The following is a 17283-nucleotide window of genomic DNA, read 5'->3' on the forward strand; positions in this document are numbered from 1 at the left end:
GGCCGCCCCGGGCCGGCAGAGCCGCCGGTCCCGTCGCCGACGGGACCCCTGTCCCGGGACATAAGGACACAGCGTCGGGTGTAATACGTTCCGTGCCAGAAACCGGACCTTCCGCCCCTCCAGCGGCAGCGACGTCCCCTGCCACCGCAGCGCGCGGGTGGTGGGCCGTCGGCGTGGCGGTCGCCGGGGTCGCGATCGCGGTCGCCACCGGGGCGCTGGACGTGGCCGCCGGGGACCTGCGGTTGCCCGCGGCGTCGGAGCTGGAGCCCGGCTGGCCGGCCGCGCTGACCGGGCTCGCCCAGCTCGTCCCCGGCGCGCTGCTGCTGCGCCGGCTGCCGCGGCATCCGGTGGCCCGGGTCCTGGTGGTGTTCGGGCTGCTGTGGCTGCTGGACGGGCTCGCGGGAAGCTGGGCGACGTACGCCGCCTACGTCTCGCCCGGCCTGCCGGGGGCCGCGGCGGCGTACTGGTCCTACTCGCGGTTCGGGGCGTCGCTGCTGCTCGGGCTGCCGCTGCTGATCCTGCTGTTCCCGGACGGCCGGCTCCCGCCGGGGCGGGTGTGGCGGGCGCTGTCGGTGACGAGCCTGGTGCTGACCGGGCTGCTCACGGCCCTGCTGGTGACCGCGCCGACGGCGGTGATGGAGCGCTACCACGACCAGGCGATGCCGCCGGAGATCGCGCGGCTCGGCCTCGACTTCCTGTCCGTGGACCTGCCGTACGGGTTCTGGGAGCCGGCGCTGGCGCTGGCGTACGCGTCCGTCCTGGTGAGCCTGGTGGTGCCGTTCGCGTCGATGGTGCGCAGGTACGTGGTCGCCGACGCCGAGCGGCGGGCCCAGATCCGCTGGTTGATGTGGGCCGCGCTGGTCGACATGATCGTGCTCCTGCTGCCGCTGTCGTTGTCCCCGCAGATCCCGGCGGTGCTGCTGACGCTGGCCATCGCGTTCACCGCCGCGGCCGTGGTGGTGGCGGTGACCAAGTACCGCCTGTACGACATCGACCGGCTGCTGTCGGCCACCGTGGCCTACGGCCTGCTCGCCGCGCTCGTGGTGCTCATGGACGTGGTGGTGTTCACGCTGGTGGGCAGCGTCCTCGGGGAACGGGACTCGGCCCTGGCCGCCATCGCGATCGTCGCCGTCCTGTACGCCCCGCTGCGCACCTGGCTCTGGCGGGCGGTGCGCAGGCTGGTGCGCGGCTCCAGGGACGACCCGTACGCCGCGGTCTCGACGCTGGCCGAGCGGCTGGAGCTGGCCACGGACCCGGACGAGCAGCTGCTCGCGGTGGCCACGACGCTGGCGGAGGCGTTCCGGCTGGCCTACGTGCGGGTGGAGATCGAGCGGCCGGGCGGGGAACGTTCCGTGGTGGAGCACGGGTCACCGCGCGGGCCGTCGGTGTCGCTGCCCGTGGCCTACCGGGGCGAGACCGTGGGGCGGCTGGTGCTGTGCCGTACCGATCTGACGGAGCGGGACCAGCGGCTGCTCGGCGACCTCGTACGCCAGGCCGCCGCCGCGGCGCGGGCCGTCGAGCTGAGCACCGACCTGCAGCGCATCCGCGCCCGGCTGGTGCTGGCCCGCGAGGAGGAGCGCCGCAGGCTCCGGCGCGACCTGCACGACGGGCTCGGCCCGAGCCTGGGCGCGGTGGCGCTGCGCATAGAGGCGGCCCGCAACCTGGCCGGCAGCGCCCCCGAGCAGGCCGACCGCATCCTGGAGCAGACGGCCGCCGAGGTCGGCGGGGTGCTGGCGGACGTGCGCAGGCTGGTCCACGACCTGCGCCCGCCCGCGCTCGACGAGCTGGGCCTGCTGCGCGCGATCGAGCAGCAGGCCGGCCGGTTCCGCACGGCCGCCCTGGACGTCCGCGTCACCGGCGGCGGCCCGCTGGGCGCGCTGCCCGCGGCGGTCGAGGTGGCGGCCTACCGTATCGTGTCCGAAGCGCTGGCCAACGCGGCCAGGCACGCGGGCGCGGCACGCTGCGACATCACGCTCACCGCGCGGGAGGGGACGCTTGAGGTGGCGGTACGCGACGACGGCGCGGGCATCGGCCCCGACGTGGCGGCGGGCGTGGGCATGCTCTCGCTGCGCGAGCGCGCGGCCGAGCTGGGCGGCGACTGCCAGGTGAGCTGCCCGCCCGGCGGCGGCACCCTGGTCCTGGCCCGGCTGCCGATGCGGGTGGAGGCCGCCGATGTCTGACCAGGAGCCGATCCGGGTCCTGCTGGCCGACGACCACCCGGTCTACCGCGACGGGCTCGCGCTGCTGCTCGGCTCGATCCCGGGCATCGAGGTGGCCGGCACCGCCGCCGACGGCCCCGAGGCGGTCGAGCGCGCCGCCGACCTCCAGCCGGACGTCGTGGTGATGGACGTCCGCATGCCGGGGCTCGACGGCATCGAGGCCACCAGGCGCATCGTGGCCGACAGCCCGCACGTCGCCGTCGTCGTGCTGACCATGTCGGAGGAGGACGCCACGCTGTTCGCCGCGATGCGCGCGGGGGCCCGCGGCTACCTGCTCAAGGGGGCGGGCCAGGGCGAGATCGTCCGGGCGATCACCGCGGTCGCGCACGGCGAGGCGATCTTCGGCCCGGCGGTGGCGCTGCGCGTCGCCGAGTTCTTCCAGGGGGCCGCCGCGGCCCCCGGCGACCCGGTCTTCCCGCAGCTCACGCCGCGCGAGCGGGAGATCCTGTCGCTGGTGGCGGCCGGCCGTTCGAACGCGCAGATCGCCTCGGCCCTGTTCCTGTCGCCGAAGACCGTGCGCAACAACGTCTCCAACATCTTCGCCAAGCTCCACGTCGCCGACCGCGCCGAGGCCATCGTCCGCGCCCGCGACGCGGGCCTCGGGAAGTGAGCCGTTCGGGGCTCCCGTACGTCATAGAGGTATGAAGATCTGGCGAATCGTGCTTCTGCCGGCGCTCGCGCTGGCCGTCACGGCCTCCGCGCTGCCCGCCGAGGCGGTGACCACGCAGCGGAAGGTGCTGGTCGACCTGCGCGAGGAGGGCGGCTTCGCGGGGCTGCTGAACCGCGTGACGGTCTACACCGACGGCTGCTTCCGGCTCAGCCGCCGCACCGGGCCGGTGGTGACCAAGTGCCTCACTGCCAGGGAACAGCGCCAGCTGCGCGGCTACCTGAAGGAGCTGAGGATCGGCCGGTCCGAACGCCCGCCGCAGGGCGCGGACTTCCTCAAGTACACGCTGACCCACAAGGGCCACCACGCCACGCGGTACACGCTGCCCCGCACGTGGAAGCCGGTGGTGGCGCACCTGGACAAGGTCCTCGTCAAGTACTGGGCTCCGGACTGACCGCAACCCTCTCCATCAAGCGATTGACCAAGGGGGCGGGACGGAACTACGGTCGGTCGTATGAGACCTGCCGACAGCGGACAGCCGGCCGTGATCCTCAAGGCGGCCACCCAGCTCTTCGCCGCGCTCGGCTACGACGGCACCTCGACGCGCCAGATCGCCGACGCGGCGGGGATGAACATCGCCACCGTCAACTACCACGTGGGCGGCAAGCGGGAGCTGTACCTGGCCGTCATGGAACGTGCGCACCGGGCGGAGAAGGCGGCGCTGGACAAGGCGCTCGCCCATCTGCCCGGTGACGACCCGGCCGCCTCCATCCACCGCCTGGTGGACGACTACCTCGACTTCTGCGCGGACAACCCGGAGATCCCCGCGCTGTGGATGCACCGCTGGCTCTCCGACGCGAGCGACATCACCGAGCTGGAACGCCAGTACGTCCAGCCCCTGGTCTCCGCCGTCACCGGCGCGCTGCGCCCGGCGGTCGAGGCCGGCGTGATCGACGGCACGGTCGACCTGGAGTACGCCATGTGGACGATCATCTGGTCGATCCACGGCTTCGCCAAGGGCGGCGTGCTCGACGCCGAGGGCCGCCGCAGGGGCGCGGGCGACCGGGCCGCGCTCCGCCGCTTCCGCGCCCACCTCCATCTCACCCTCCACCGCACCCTCGCCCTTCCCGGCGACCCCCGATGACCGATGCCCGGCCCTCCGTGGCGGCCCCGACGGGTGCCGGGCGGCTGAGCCGCGGACGGCTGCTCGGTTACGGCGTCGGCTCGGTCGGCACCGGCGTGTTCTCCGCCGTGCCCGGCCTGCTGCTGCTCTACTACCTGACCGACATGCTCGGCGTGCCCGCCGCCGTCGGCGGCGCCGTCCTGGTCGCGCGGGAAGATCTGGGACGTGCTGCTCAACCCGCTCGTCGGCGCCGCCAGCGACCGCGAGGCCGTGCGCACCGGCCGCCGGACGCGGCTGCTGGCGGTCGGCGCGGCCACGCTGCCGGTGACGTTCGCGCTGATGTTCGCCGTGCCCGGCGGCATCACGAGCGGCGTCACGGGGGCCGCGTGGTCCGGGGTGGCGTTCCTGCTGGCCGCGACCGCCTTCGCGAGTTTCCAGGTGCCCTACGTGGCGCTGCCGGCCGAGATGTCGGCGAGCCCGGCCGAGCGGACCAGGATCATGTCGTGGCGGGTGGTCTGCCTGACCGTCGGCATCCTGGTCGCGGGCGGCCTGGCCCCCGCCGTGGTGGACCTGGCGGGCGGCGGCCGGCCGGGCTACGCGGTCATGGGCGTCGCGATCGGCCTGGTCATGGCCGCCGCCCTGGTGGCCGCCACGCTGGGCACGCGGTGGGTGTCGTCGCGTCCGGGGCCCAGGCAGCTCGGCCCGGCGGCGGCCTTCCGGCTGGCCCGGGGCAACCGGCCGTTCTTCGCGCTGCTGGCGGCGTTCGTCACGCAGGCGCTCGGGGTGGCGGTGATGCTGGCGGGCGCCCCGTACGTGGCCTCGTACCGGCTGGGCGACTACGGGCTGACCTCGGTGATGTTCGTCTGCCTGGTGGGCCCGAGCATGCTCGCCGTGCCGGCCTGGGCCCGGCTGGCCCGCGCGTACGGGACCGTGCGCTGTTACCTGGCCGCCTCGGCCGGGTTCGCCGTCGTGGCGCTCGCCCTGGTCCCGGCCATCGCGGCGGGCGGCCTGGCCGCCACGCTCGCGCTGACCGCGCTGGCCGGGGTCTGCTACGCCGCGCTGCAACTGCTGCCGCTGTCGCTGCTGCCCGACACCGTGCACGCCGACGCCGCCCGTACCGGCCACGCCCAGGCCGGCGCGTTCACCGGCCTGTGGACGGCCGGCGAGACCGCCGGGCTCGCGCTCGGCCCCGGCCTGTTCGCGCTGGTCCTGGCGCTGTCGGGGTTCGTCTCCGCGCCCGTGGAGTCGCCCGTCGCCCAGCCGGCCGGCGCGCTGACCGGGCTGCTGCTCGGCTTCACCGCGCTGCCCGCCCTGCTCATGCTGATCAGCCTGCCGTTCGTCGTCCGCTACGGCAGGCTCGCCCTCGCCAAGGAGACCGTGTGACCCTCCCCCTGTCCGGAAGAACCGCCGAGGACCTGCTGTCCGAGGTGGCCAGGATGAAACAGCACGACCTGCCGGTGCGGGGCGGGCAGGTGACCGCGTACGTCTACGACACCGGCCGGCCCGAGGTGCACGAGGCGGCGGCCCGCGCGTACGCCGAGATGCTGGAGGTCAACTGCCTGGACCCGACGGCGTTCCCGAGCATCGTCGAGATGGAGAAGCAGGTCGTGGGCGCGGTCGCCGACCTGCTCGGCGGCGGCCACGGCATCTTCACCAGCGGCGGCACCGAGTCGATCATGCTGGCGGTCAAGGCGGCGCGGGACGCGGCCGGGCGGCCCGGCGCCAACCTCGTGCTGCCGGTGACCGCCCACCCGGCCTTCCACAAGGCGGCCCACTACCTGGGCCTGCGGGTCAAGGCCGTGCCGGTGGACCTGGAGACGTACAAGGTGCGGGTGGCGGACGTGGCGGCGGCGATCGACGAGGACACGGTCCTGGTGGTGGTCTCGGCGCCGTCGTACCCGCAGGGCGTGATCGACCCGGTCGCGGAGGTCGCCGCCGTGGCGGCCGAGGCGGGCGTGGCCTGTCACGTGGACGCGTGCGTGGGCGGCTGGCTGCTGCCCTGGCTGCGGGAGGCGGGGGCCGACGTGCCGCCGTTCGACCTGTCGGTGCCGGGGGTCACCTCGCTCTCCTGTGACCTGCACAAGTTCGGCTACGCGCCGAAGGGCGCCTCGGTGGTGCTGTTCGCCGACCCGGCGACGCGGCGCCGGGCGTACTTCGCCTCGGCCGCCTGGCCCGGCTACACGATCATCAACGCCACCGTGCAGAGCTCCAGGTCGGCCGGTCCGCTCGGCGGCGCGTGGGCCACGCTCCAGGCGCTCGGCCGGGAGGGGTACGTGGAGCTCGGCCGCGCCACCCTCAAGGCGGCGGCCCGGCTCAGGGAGGGCATCGCCGCGATCCCCGGCCTGCGGGTCCTGGGCGCGCCCGAGTCGTCGCTGGTGGCCTTCGCCGGGGACGACGTCGACGTGTTCGTGCTGGCCGACGCGGCCCGCGAGCGCGGCTGGTTCCTGCAACCGCAGCTCTCCTACGCCGGGATCCCCGCGAACCTGCACGTCACGGTCACCGGCGTGACGCTGAACGGCGTGGAGGCGATGCTGCGGGTGATCGCGGATGCGGCTGCGGAGGCCCGCCGTCGCGGCCCCGCGGCGGTCCCTGACGGCCTGGTCGAGCTGATCGCCGGCCTGGACCTGGACGCCCTTGACGACGCGACCTTCGCCGAACTGGCCGCCTCGGTGGGCGTGGACCTGCGTCCGGGCGCCGGCCAGCCGGGGATGGCGACGGTCAACGCGGTCCTGGACGCCCTGCCCGCCGAGACCAGGGAAGCCCTCCTCCTCCGCTTCCTGTCGGTGATGTACGCCTCCTGACGGGCTCAGGACAGGTCGAACTCCCCCTTGGCGGCCCCGTCGAGGAAGGCGAGCCATTCGTCCCGGGTGAAGGCCAGAACCGGACCTTCACCCCGGTCCTTGGTGTCCCTGACGAGAACGCCGTCATCCGATTGCCGCATCACCTCGACACAGCTCCCGCCGTTGTCGCCCGACGCCTTAGCCTTGGTCCATTCGCCCGTACGGAGACCGCTCGCGTCACTCATAGCTCTCCATCACCTCGCGGATGATCTCGCGGCTCCTGTCCACGGGGAACGCCATGCCGGACAGAGCCTCCCATCGCACAATAAGCGCTCGCACTGCGCTGGCACGGCGTGATCGGGCCGGCTCTCCAGGAGGGCGGCACCTCGCAGGCGCCGAGACATCCGATGGTCAACACCGTCCTGGACACCCTTCCGGCGCTCAGGACAGGTCGAACTCCCCCTTGGCGGCACCGTCGAGAAAGGCGAGCCATTCGTCCCGGGTGAAAGCCAGAACCGGGCCTTCACCGCGGTCCTTGGTGTCCCTGACGAGAACGCCGTCGTCCGCCCGCCGCATCACCTCGACACAGCTCCCGCCGTTTCCCCCGGACGCCGTCGCCTTGACCCATACGCCCGTACGGAGACCGCTCACATCACTCATAGCTCTCCATCACCTCACGGATGATCTCGCGGCTCCTGTCCACGGGATACGCCATGCCGGACAGGGCCTCCCATCGCACGATAAGCGCTTGAACCGTCCTGGCGCCATTGGTCACCCGCCCCTCCTCGGCGCTTTCCAGGTAGGCGTGATCGGGGCCTCCCTCCAGGAGGGTGGCCACCTCAAAGGCTCCGAGACACCCCACGGTGAGCCCCGCCCTGAGAGAGATGATCCTGAGCGTGACGTAGGGCGGATTGAGCACGTCGAGCAGCTTGGCAAGCTGTTCTCTCATCACTTTCGGGCCGCCGACCGGCCGATGCAGGACGCTCTCGTCCACGAGGGCCGAGTACATGGGCGGGGACGCGCGGCTGAAGACGGATTGCCGGTGCAGCCGGAACTGTACGGCCTCCTCGGCCTCCTGCTCCACGACCCCTGGCTCGCCCAGGAACACATGTCTGGCGTAACTCTCCGTCTGGAGCAGGCCAGGGATCAGCAGGGGTTCGGACGTCCTGATGGTGTGGGCCGCCGCCTCCACCTTGGGCCACTCGCGGAACCAGCGCGGGCCCAGCGCGCCGTGGATCTGCGGCAGCAGCTCCGCCAACTGGCCCTTGAGCCCGAGGGCCTTCTCCACCTCGCGGGTGAAGTCTTCGCTCGGCTTGCGCAGAAGGCGTTCCACGTGCCCGACCGCGCTCTCGCTGTAGGCCAGCCGGTCCGCCAGGCGCTCCTGGCTCAACCCGTGGTCCGTACGGAAGGTACGCAGGCGTCTGGCGTACTCGGCCCACGCCTCCTTGCTGGTGTCTGCTTCTTCTTGCGGCATGTCACGGCCTTTCCGCCGGGCGGTCACGCAGAGGCATGGCGTACTCACTGTAGGGAACTGTAAGGCCGATTTCAGGGGCTCGTCAGCCGAATGGACCGCATCCTGAGGGCCTGCGTACAAGCGATCTCTGGCCTGTACGCCCCCATCCCGGAGGTGATCATGTCCAGTTCCCTGCACGCGGGCGTCAAGGTGTGGACGGTCGGCGAAGTCGGCGATCCGGCGATGCTGCCCCGGCTGGCGCGTACCGAACTGGCGGCGTGGCTGGGGGCGGATCACCAAGCACTGGACGACCTGCGGCTGATCGCCTCGGAGCTGGTCGCGAACGCGTTGCAGCACGCGGCGGCGCAGTGGGTTCGGCTGTCCCTCGCCCCCGAGGCGGGGTTCTGGCGACTGGCCGTGGCCGACCCGGGCCGGAACGGGCTGGTTCCGCGCCCCCGCATGCCACTGGACGCGGACGAGTCGGGACGCGGACTCCGGCTGGTGCACGAGCTGACCAAAGGGCTGTGGGGCACGTACCTGGACAGGGCCGGGGAGCGGATCGTGTGGGCGCTGGTTCCTCGATAGGGGCAGAGTTTCGATACTCGGGTTGCGTAATTCGTCCGCCGCCAGTTACGCTACTCAGGTAGCGAAAAGGAGGCAGGCATGGTGGGACGGCCGCGCAGGAGTGACGTCGACGAGGCTGTGCTCAGGGCCGCCACCGAGCTGCTGCTCGCGCGCGGCTACGCCGGGCTCTCCCCCGACGAGGTCGCCGAGCGGGCCGGCATCGCCAAGACCACGCTCTACCGCCGCTGGCCGACCAAGGACCACCTGGCCCTGGCCGTCGTCAACCGGCTCCAGGACCACGACGAGATCACCGACACCGGCGACATCCGCCGCGACCTGCCCGCGTACCTGGAGAAGATCGCGGCCGGGCTCAACCGGATGCGCGCGGCGGGCCGCGCGCCCGGCGACGACGACGGGTCGGCGGGCACGGTGGCCGAGCTCGTGGCCGCCGCCGCCCGCCACGCCGACGTCGGCGAGCTGGAGCGGCAGATGTACGCCCGCCGCAACACCCTGGCCCGCGCCCTGCTCGAACGGGCCAGGGAGCGCGGCCAGCTACGCGCCGACCTCGACGTGGAGGCCCTGTTCGACCAGCTCGCCGGGGCCCTGTACTACCGCGTCCTGATCACCGGCTCCCCCGTCGACCGCGCCTACGCCGAACGCCTCGTGGACACCGCCCTCCGCGGCGCCACCCCTGAGAACGGATAAACACCATGTCGCTCTTCGACCCCCGTACCGCCGCCGTCATCCGCTCCGTCGACGCCGAGGTCATCGGCGGCCCGCCCAGCACGGGCCGCATGCTCCTCGACTCCAGCGCCACCGGCGGCGCCCTGAGCACCATGCGCATCACACTCGGCGAGGGCGCCGACGGCGCCGTGCCGCACACCCACACCACCGCCTCCGAGATGTTCTACGTCCTCGACGGCCGGGCGCAGGTGCTGGCCGGCGACGAGGTGATCACCCTGGAGCAGGGTGACGTCGCCGTCGTGCCGCCCCACGTGGCCCACGCCTTCGCCGCGGCCCCCGGCGCCGAGGCCGACCTGCTGATCGTCATCACGCCGGGCGTCGAGCGGTTCGAGTACTTCCGCCTGCTGGCCCGGCTCAAGACCGGCGAGGCCACGCTCGAAGAGCTGCTGGCCTCGCAGGACCGCTTCGACAACCACTTCATCGACAGCCCCGCCTGGGCGAAGGCCCGCTCCTGAAGGGTCAGACCTTGGTGATGCGGACGGCGTCGGCGATCACGTAGCCGGTCGCCGAGGTCCACCTGCTCACCCCGACCACGTTGTACGTCCCGGCCGCCAGCGTGTACGTCCCCAGCACCCGCCAGGCCCCGCCGCCGGTGCGCTGGTCGACGTTGACCGTCTGGTTGCCACCCGAGGCCGCCACGATGTGCGGCGCGGAGCCGTTGTACCCCGCGTTGGCCGGGTACCAGACCTCCACCCGGTAGCTGCCCGCGCTCGGGATCGCCGCCCGGAACCAGGCCGGATCGCTGGCCGCGACCGGATCGGCGAAGCGGTAGTCGGCGCCGTTGGCCTGGGTGGAGTAGCTGGAGGTGCCCCAGGAGGAGGAGGCCGTGAAACCGGCGTCGGCGTTGTCGATCACGACGCTGAAGCCGCCCGTGCCGCCCACCGCCCGGCCCGCGCTCGGCGCGCTCTCCTGATGGGTCCTGCTCAGCGCGGTCACGTAGTAGGTGGACGCGCCGCCGCCGGGGTCGGTGTAGGACTTCTGCCTGGTCGTGCCGATCAGGTTGCGGGCGTCGGCGAAGAAGCACGGATCGGCCGAGGGCGGGGAGCCGGCCACGCGGTAGACCGCGTACGCCGTCCCGGAGCCGGTCCAGGTGAGCTGGACGCCGTTCGAGCCCGCGGTGGCCGCGGTGATCGTGGGCGCGGCGGGCGCGGCCCCCGAGCCCCGGGCGGGCAGCAGGGCGGGCTTGGCGTAGTGGTCGGTGACCAGCTTGGTGATCGCCCCGATCCGGTCGGCCTTGACGTCCTTGGCGCTGAAGTACACGTCACCGGCGATCTCGGGATGTTTCCTGTTGTCGTACAGGTGGTCGCTCAGCTCGGCCGGGTCCTGCCAGGCGGCCTCCTGACCCGAGGCGCCGGCCCGGTACGCGGCCTGTCCCACGACGAGCTGCACGCCGGTGCCGCGCACGACGTCCGACCACCACGCGGTCAGCACCTCGTAGGCGGCCGTCGAGAACCCGATGTGCCAGTAGATCTGCGGCGCCAGGTAGTCGATCCAGCCCTGCTTGACCCACTGCCGGCTGTCGGCGTAGATCGCGTCGTAGGACTGGAGGCCGGAGGTGCGCGAGCCGAGCGGGTCGGTCGAGGAGTTGCGCCAGATCCCGAACGGGCTGATCCCGAACGACACCCACGACTTGGCGGTGTGGATGCGCTGGCCGAGCTCGCGGACGAGCAGGTTGACGTTGTCGCGCCGCCAGTCGGCGATGTCGGGGAACGCGCCGCCGTACTGGGCGTAGGCGGCCGAGTCGGGGATGGCCTGGCCGCTGACGGGATAGGGGTAGAAGTAGTCGTCGAGGTGCACGCCGTCCAGGTCGTAGCGGGTGACGGCGTCCATGATGGCGTCCTCGATGAAGTCGCGGACCGCCGGGATGCCCGGGTTGTAGTAGAGCTTCCCGCCGTAGGCGAAGCGCCAGTCGGGGTGCTGCCGCGCGGGGTGCGTGGAGATCAGCTTGGCCGGGTCGTCGTTGTTGGCGACCCGGTACGGGTTGAACCAGGCGTGGAACTCCAGGTTCCGCGCGTGGGCCTCGCTGACCATGAACGCCAGCGGGTCGTAGCCTGGGTTCGTCCCCTGGGTGCCGGTCAGCCATTGCGACCACGGCTCGTACGGGGACGGCCAGAACGCGTCCGCCGTCGGCCTGACCTGCACGATCACGGCGTTCATGCGCTTGGCGACGGCCAGGTCGAGCCAGGCCCGGAACTCGGCCTGCTGGGCGGAGACGCTGAGCCCGGTACGGCTCGGCCAGTCGATGTTGGCGACCGAGGAGATCCACATGGCCCGGAGCTGCCGCTTGGGCGTCGCGGGGTCGGTCGCGCAGGCGGCTGCGGAGGCGACTGCGGAGTCGGAGGTGGGGGCTGCGGAGGCGGGGGCGGGAGCCACGGCGGCGACGACGGCGGCGGCGGTGAGCGCCGCCAGGACGGTACGCAGGAGCGCGGTCACGAAAGGAAGTTTCAGTCCCCCGACCGCAGAGCGCAATAGTTTTCAGGGGCCCAACTTTCCCGCCACCCTCCGGTCGGCGGGCGGAAAGTTTCACCTAACACGTCTGTAATGTCAATTATCGACATTGTGTCAGAGGTGACATACGTTGGGCCGCATTCGGCGGCCAAACGCGGGCCGCGGACACGCGCCCGCGTTCCACCCGTCACCCCCCAACGAGGAGCATCCCCATGATTCTCGCCCGCACGCGATTAGCTGCCCTCGCCACCTCCGCCCTGACCGTCGCCCTGATCACCGCGGGCCAGCCCGCCGCCCAGGCCGCCCGGGAGCCCGCACTGCCGTCGGCGTTCGCCAAGGCCGCCTCGGCCAGCGACGTCCCCCGCGATCTGCTGGTCGCGCTCGCCTACGCCGAGACCCACCTCGACAACCACCAGGGCAAGCCCAGCGCCAGCGGCGGTTACGGCCTGATGCACCTGGTCAGCAACCCCACGACCCACGCGCTGGAGAAGGCCGCCGAGCTCGCCGGCCTGCCGGTCGAGAAGCTGCGCTCCGACAACGAGTCCAACATCCTCGGCGGCGCCGCCCTGCTCCGCTCCTACGCCGACGAGCTCGGCCTCGACGACGCCGGCCGCAAGGACGCCGGCCGCTGGTACCAGGCCGTCGCCAAGTACGGCAACGCCTCCTCGCCGGAGATCGCCCGGCTGTACGCCGACTCGGTCTACGAGCAGCTCGGCCTCGGCATCACGGCCCGGGGTGTGACGGTCAAGCCCCAGGAGGTCACCGCCGACCGCGGCGACTACGCCAAGGCCCCCGACCTGAGCGCGCGCTCCGACGTCGGCGTGCTCAGCACCGACTACGGCCCGGCCGCCTGGGTCCCGGCCAGCTCCAGCAACTACACCGCCTCCAGCCGGCCGTCGAGCTACGCGATCGACCGCGTGGTCATCCACGTGACGCAGGGCTCGTACGCCGGGACGATCTCCTGGTTCCAGAACCCGGCCGCGCAGGTCTCGGCGCACTACGTCGTGAAGTCGTCCAGCGGCGCCATCACCCAGATGGTGCGCGAGAAGGACGTCGCCTGGCACGCCGGCAACTGGACGTACAACACCAGGTCGATCGGCATCGAGCACGAGGGCTACGTCAGCGAGTCCTCGTGGTTCACCGACGCCATGTACCGCGCGTCGGCGGCCCTGACCAAGGCCATCTGCGACAAGTACGGCATCCCGAAGGACCGCGCCCACATCATCGGGCACAACGAGGTTCCCGGGGCCGACCACACCGATCCGGGGCCGTACTGGAACTGGACCACGTACATGAACTACGTGACCGGCGGCGGCACGCCCTCGTGGTCCACCACCGTGGACAACGCCACCTCCGGCAAGTTCACCGCCAGCGCCAACTGGGGCACCTCCGCCTACTCCAGCCAGCGTTACGGCGCCGACTACCGCTTCGCCGACCCGGTCGCCTCCAGCGACCCCGCCTGGTTCCAGGCCGCGATCCCCAGCGCGGGCACGTACAAGGTGGAGGTCTGGTACCCGTCGGATCCGGGCTACAACAGCTCGGCGCCGTACATCGTGGCGGCCTCGGGCGGCAACCAGACCGTCTACGTGGACCAGCGCTCCGGCGGCGGAGGCTGGCGCAGCATCGGCACCTTCTCGCTGAACGCCGGCACCTACAACGCCGTCGGCATCAGCCGATGGACGGCCGGCACGGGCCTCGTCATCGCCGACGCGGTCCGGATCAGCAAGGTCTGACGGACCGGACACCCGAACCACCGAAAGCCGGCTCACACCCTCTCCCCCGGGGGTGTGAGCCATTTCACTTTGCCAATCATGTAATCGATTTCATAAGCTGCCGTGTAATCGATTACACGGAGGAACGATGGCAAGGATCAAGGACGTCGCCGCGCAGGCCGGTGTCTCCGTAGCCACGGTCTCCCGCGTGCTCAACGACAACCCCTCGGTCAACGAGGAGACCCGGCGCCGAGTTTACGACGCGATGAGCGCGCTCAACTACGTGCCGAACGCCGTCGCCCGCTCCCTGCGCACCACCGCGACCAGGACGATCGGCCTGATCATCGGCGACGTCCTGAACCCGTTCTTCACCGAGCTGGCCAGGAGCGTCGAGGACGAGGCCAGGCGCGAGGGCTTCACGGTCGTCATGGGCAACGCCGACGAGCGCGCCGACCAGCAGGACCACTACGTGCGCACGCTGCTGGAGCAGCGCGTCGACGGGCTGCTGATCTGCCCGACCGCCGAGGTCACGCCGCTGGTGCAACAGCTCGCCGAGGCCGGCCGGCCGGTGGTGTTCCTCGACCGCACGATCTCCGGGCTCGACGTGCCCTCCGTGCGTTCCGACGGCGCCGCCGCCATCGCCGAGCTGGTCCGCCACCTGCGCGAGCAGGGCCACCGCCGGATCGCGCTGGCCTCCGGCCCGGCCACCCTGTCCACCGGCCGCGAGCGCACGGCCGCCTTCGCCGCCGCGATGGCCGCCGAGGGCCTGGAGGTGCGCCCCGAGTACGTGCGCCCCGGCGACTTCCGCGAGGGCAGCGGCCGGCGCATCACCGCCGAGCTGCTCGACCTGCCCGAGCCGCCCGAGGCGATCTTCTTCGGCGACAACCTGATGACGCTGGGCGGGCTGGAGGAGATCCAGGCCAGGGGCCTGCGCATCCCCGCCGACGTGGCCGTCGCCTCCTTCGACGACGTGACCTGGTTCAAGCACACCGCCCCGCCGATCACCGCCATCGCCCAGCCGACGGCCGAGATGGGGCGCCTGGCCGTGCGGCTCCTGATCGGCCGGATCCAGAGCGGGCAGGCGGCCGACTCGCACGTCCTGCCGGCGCGCCTGGTGATTCGCCGATCTTGCGAGCGGAAAGGGATCATGGAGTGAGCGCGGAGATACTCAAGGCCGAGGGCCTGCGCAAGGTCTTCCCCGGCGTCGTGGCACTCGACGGCGTCGATCTGAGCCTGCGCGCCGGCGAGGTGCACGTCCTGCTCGGCGAGAACGGCGCGGGCAAGAGCACGCTGATCAAGATCCTGTCGGGCGCGTACCGGCCGGACGGCGGGCACGTCACCGTCGACGGGCAGCCGGTGGACATCCGGTCGGCGGGCGACGCCCAGCGGCTCGGCATCGCCACCATCTACCAGGAGTTCAACCTGGTCCCCCAGCTCACCGTCGCCGAGAACCTGGCGCTCGGCCGCCCGCCGCGCCGGTTCGGGCTGGTGGACAAGAAGCGCATGGAACGGCAGGCCAAGGCGCTGCTCGACCGCGTCGGCGTGGACGTCGACCCGACGACGCCGATCTCCCGGCTCGGCATCGCCCGCATGCAGATGGTGGAGATCGCCAAGGCGCTCGCGCTCGACGCCCGCGTGCTCATCATGGACGAGCCCACCGCCGTGCTCACCTCCGGCGAGGTCGCCAAGCTGTTCACGATCGTCCGCCAGCTCCGCGACGAGGGCGTCTCGATCGTGTTCATCACCCACCACCTGGAGGAGATCGCCGAGATCGGCGACCGGGTGACCGTGCTGCGCGACGGCAGGTCCGTCACCGAGATCCCCGCCGACACCGCCCAGGACGAGCTGGTCAGGCTCATGGTGGGCCGCCCGATCGACCAGCAGTTCCCGCGGCAGGCCGCCGAACGCGGCGAGGCCCTGCTCAAGGTCTCCGGCCTCGGCCGCAGAGGCGTCTTCGACGACGTCTCGTTCGAGGTGCGCGCGGGCGAGGTGGTCGGGGTCGCCGGGCTGGTCGGCGCCGGCCGCACCGAGGTCGCGCGGGCCGTCTTCGGCGCCGACCGCTACGACACCGGCGAGGTGGTCGTCCGTGGCACGCGCCTGGCGCCCGGCGACGTGCACGCCGCCATGGAGGCCGGGCTCGGCCTGGTCCCCGAGGACCGCAAGGGCCAGGGCCTGGTGCTCGGCGCGGACGTGGCCGAGAACCTGGGCCTGGTCACCATGCGCGCCGCCACCCGCGCCGGCTTCGTCGACCGCGCCGGCCAGCGCAGGGCCGCCGGGAAGGTGGCCGAGCAGCTCGGCATCCGGATGACCGGCCTGGACCAGGAGGTCCGCACGCTGTCGGGCGGCAACCAGCAGAAGGTCGTCATCGGCAAGTGGCTGGTCGCCGACGCGGGCGTGCTCATCCTCGACGAGCCGACCCGCGGCATCGACGTCGGGGCCAAGGTCGAGATCTACCAGCTCATCAACGCGCTCACCGCCTCCGGGCACGCCGTGCTCATGATCTCCAGCGATCTGCCGGAGGTGCTCGGCATGAGCGACCGCATTCTGGTCATGGCCCGCGGCAGGCTCGTCGGCGAGCTGCCCGCGGCCGGGGCCACGCAAGACGACGTCATGGCCCTCGCGGTCACGGATGTGGAGGGTCCCCGTGCCAAGTAGCACCGTTCCGAACAAGCTCACCGGCCGCCGGTCGCCCGCCGCGGCCTGGTTCGCCGAGAACGGCGCGCTCGCCGCGCTCGTCGTGCTGGTCGTGGCGCTGTCGTTGTTGTCCTCCGACTTCCTCAGCGTGACGAACCTGCTCAACGTCGGCGTCCAGGCGGCCGTCACCGCGATCCTGGCCTTCGGGGCCACGTTCGTGATCGTCACCGGCGGCATCGACCTGTCCGTCGGCTCGGTCGCCGCGCTGTCGGCGATCGTGCTGGCCTGGACGGCCACCGGCGCCGGGCTCCCGTGGCCGGTCGCCGTCGTGGTCTCGCTGGCCGTCGGCGTCGTGTGCGGCCTGGTCAACGCCGCCCTGATCGCGTACGGCAAGCTGCCGCCGTTCATCGCCACGCTGGCCATGCTCGGCATCGCCCGCGGCCTGGCGCTGGTCATCTCGCAGGGCAGCCCGATCGCGATGCCCGACTCGGTCTCGCACCTGGGCGACACGCTCGGCGACTACCTGCCGATCCCGGTGCTGGTGATGCTGGTCATGGGCGTGATCGCGGCCGTGGTGCTCAACCGCACGTACCCGGGCCGGGCCATGTACGCCATCGGCGGCAACGAGGAGGCCGCCCGGCTGTCCGGCATCAAGGTCAACCGGCAGAAGCTCATCACGTACGCGCTGTCCGGCGTCTTCGCGGCGGTGGCCGGGATCGTCCTGGCCAGCCGGCTGGCCTCGGCGCAGCCGCAGGCCGCGGCGGGCTACGAACTGGACGCGATCGCGGCCGTCGTCATCGGCGGCGCGAGCCTGTCCGGCGGCAAGGGCAGGGCGCTCGGCACCTTCGTCGGCGCGCTCATCCTCGCCGTGCTGCGCAACGGGCTGAACCTGCTGTCCGTCTCGGCGTTCTGGCAGCAGGTCGTGATCGGCGTGGTGATCGCGCTCGCGGTCCTCGTCGACACCCTGCGGCGCAGGGGAACGAACTAGGAAAAGGAAGT

At 72.2% G+C, this 17283-nt stretch carries 17 protein-coding genes; 13 read left to right on the forward strand and 4 right to left on the reverse strand.

Going from position 1 to position 17283, the window contains the following annotated elements:
- Positions 1 to 173 precede the first annotated feature (173 nt).
- The 6 genes from ABZ444_RS30080 to ABZ444_RS30105 all read left to right on the forward strand — a co-directional run bounded on the left by ABZ444_RS30080 (position 174) and on the right by ABZ444_RS30105 (position 6750).
- Positions 174 to 2180, forward strand: coding sequence for a histidine kinase (locus tag ABZ444_RS30080; RefSeq protein ID WP_358003898.1), 2007 nt, complete (start codon positions 174 to 176; stop codon positions 2178 to 2180).
- Positions 2173 to 2829 carry a response regulator transcription factor gene (locus tag ABZ444_RS30085; protein WP_357975020.1) on the forward strand — a complete coding sequence of 219 codons (657 nt, stop codon included), beginning with the start codon at positions 2173 to 2175 and terminating at the stop codon, positions 2827 to 2829. The genes ABZ444_RS30080 and ABZ444_RS30085 overlap by 8 nt, the downstream gene beginning before the upstream one ends.
- 31 nt (positions 2830 to 2860) lie before the next feature.
- Positions 2861 to 3280: a hypothetical protein gene (locus ABZ444_RS30090; protein WP_358003901.1), complete on the forward strand. Its 420-nt coding sequence runs from the start codon at positions 2861 to 2863 to the stop codon at positions 3278 to 3280.
- Between the two features lie 60 nt (positions 3281 to 3340).
- The gene (locus ABZ444_RS30095; protein WP_358003904.1) at positions 3341 to 3970 is read left to right on the forward strand and encodes a TetR/AcrR family transcriptional regulator; all 630 of its coding nucleotides are present in this window, start codon (positions 3341 to 3343) and stop codon (positions 3968 to 3970) included.
- A 204-nt stretch (positions 3971 to 4174) separates the two neighbouring features.
- Positions 4175 to 5332: an MFS transporter gene (locus tag ABZ444_RS30100; protein WP_358003907.1), complete on the forward strand. Its 1158-nt coding sequence runs from the start codon at positions 4175 to 4177 to the stop codon at positions 5330 to 5332.
- Positions 5329 to 6750, forward strand: a complete 1422-nt coding sequence (locus ABZ444_RS30105; protein WP_358003910.1) for an aspartate aminotransferase family protein — start codon at positions 5329 to 5331, stop codon at positions 6748 to 6750. The genes ABZ444_RS30100 and ABZ444_RS30105 overlap by 4 nt, the downstream gene beginning before the upstream one ends.
- A 5-nt stretch (positions 6751 to 6755) precedes the next feature.
- Here ABZ444_RS30105 and ABZ444_RS30110 read toward each other — a convergent pair whose 3' ends face one another.
- From ABZ444_RS30110 to ABZ444_RS30120, 3 genes are all read right to left on the reverse strand, one after another.
- Complete coding sequence (locus ABZ444_RS30110) at positions 6756 to 6974, reverse strand: DUF397 domain-containing protein (RefSeq protein ID WP_358003913.1); 219 nt, start codon at positions 6972 to 6974, stop codon at positions 6756 to 6758.
- A 196-nt stretch (positions 6975 to 7170) separates the two neighbouring features.
- Entirely contained in the window at positions 7171 to 7389 is a 219-nt protein-coding gene (locus ABZ444_RS30115; protein ID WP_358003916.1) for a DUF397 domain-containing protein, read from the reverse strand.
- The gene (locus tag ABZ444_RS30120) at positions 7382 to 8230 is read right to left on the reverse strand and encodes a helix-turn-helix transcriptional regulator (RefSeq protein ID WP_358003919.1); all 849 of its coding nucleotides are present in this window, start codon (positions 8228 to 8230) and stop codon (positions 7382 to 7384) included. Before ABZ444_RS30120 ends, ABZ444_RS30115 begins: the two co-directional genes overlap by 8 nt.
- Positions 8231 to 8362: 132 nt before the next feature.
- On the opposite strand from ABZ444_RS30120, the gene ABZ444_RS30125 reads away from it, so the two are divergent.
- The 3 genes from ABZ444_RS30125 to ABZ444_RS30135 all read left to right on the forward strand — a co-directional run bounded on the left by ABZ444_RS30125 (position 8363) and on the right by ABZ444_RS30135 (position 9945).
- The gene (locus tag ABZ444_RS30125; RefSeq protein ID WP_358003922.1) at positions 8363 to 8767 is read left to right on the forward strand and encodes an ATP-binding protein; all 405 of its coding nucleotides are present in this window, start codon (positions 8363 to 8365) and stop codon (positions 8765 to 8767) included.
- A gap of 78 nt (positions 8768 to 8845) precedes the next feature.
- Positions 8846 to 9451, forward strand: a complete 606-nt coding sequence (locus tag ABZ444_RS30130; RefSeq protein WP_358003925.1) for a TetR/AcrR family transcriptional regulator — start codon at positions 8846 to 8848, stop codon at positions 9449 to 9451.
- Between the two features lie 5 nt (positions 9452 to 9456).
- Positions 9457 to 9945, forward strand: coding sequence for a cupin domain-containing protein (locus ABZ444_RS30135; RefSeq protein WP_358003928.1), 489 nt, complete (start codon positions 9457 to 9459; stop codon positions 9943 to 9945).
- 4 nt (positions 9946 to 9949) lie between these two features.
- On the opposite strand, the gene ABZ444_RS30140 is transcribed toward ABZ444_RS30135, so the two are convergent.
- Positions 9950 to 11923: a family 10 glycosylhydrolase gene (locus ABZ444_RS30140; RefSeq protein ID WP_358003931.1), complete on the reverse strand. Its 1974-nt coding sequence runs from the start codon at positions 11921 to 11923 to the stop codon at positions 9950 to 9952.
- Positions 11924 to 12150: 227 nt separating this feature from the next.
- Here ABZ444_RS30140 and ABZ444_RS30145 point away from each other — a divergent pair, with 227 nt between their 5' ends.
- The 4 genes from ABZ444_RS30145 to ABZ444_RS30160 all read left to right on the forward strand — a co-directional run bounded on the left by ABZ444_RS30145 (position 12151) and on the right by ABZ444_RS30160 (position 17272).
- Positions 12151 to 13671, forward strand: coding sequence for an N-acetylmuramoyl-L-alanine amidase (locus ABZ444_RS30145; protein ID WP_358003934.1), 1521 nt, complete (start codon positions 12151 to 12153; stop codon positions 13669 to 13671).
- A 127-nt stretch (positions 13672 to 13798) separates the two neighbouring features.
- Positions 13799 to 14806 carry a LacI family DNA-binding transcriptional regulator gene (locus tag ABZ444_RS30150; protein ID WP_358003937.1) on the forward strand — a complete coding sequence of 336 codons (1008 nt, stop codon included), beginning with the start codon at positions 13799 to 13801 and terminating at the stop codon, positions 14804 to 14806.
- Positions 14803 to 16305: a sugar ABC transporter ATP-binding protein gene (locus ABZ444_RS30155; protein ID WP_352320686.1), complete on the forward strand. Its 1503-nt coding sequence runs from the start codon at positions 14803 to 14805 to the stop codon at positions 16303 to 16305. The genes ABZ444_RS30150 and ABZ444_RS30155 overlap by 4 nt, the downstream gene beginning before the upstream one ends.
- Positions 16295 to 17272 carry an ABC transporter permease gene (locus tag ABZ444_RS30160; RefSeq protein ID WP_358003940.1) on the forward strand — a complete coding sequence of 326 codons (978 nt, stop codon included), beginning with the start codon at positions 16295 to 16297 and terminating at the stop codon, positions 17270 to 17272. Before ABZ444_RS30155 ends, ABZ444_RS30160 begins: the two co-directional genes overlap by 11 nt.
- Positions 17273 to 17283 lie beyond the last annotated feature (11 nt).

Origin of the sequence: Nonomuraea sp. NPDC005730 (assembly GCF_040630865.1) — a bacterium.
Classification (GTDB): domain Bacteria; phylum Actinomycetota; class Actinomycetes; order Streptosporangiales; family Streptosporangiaceae; genus Nonomuraea.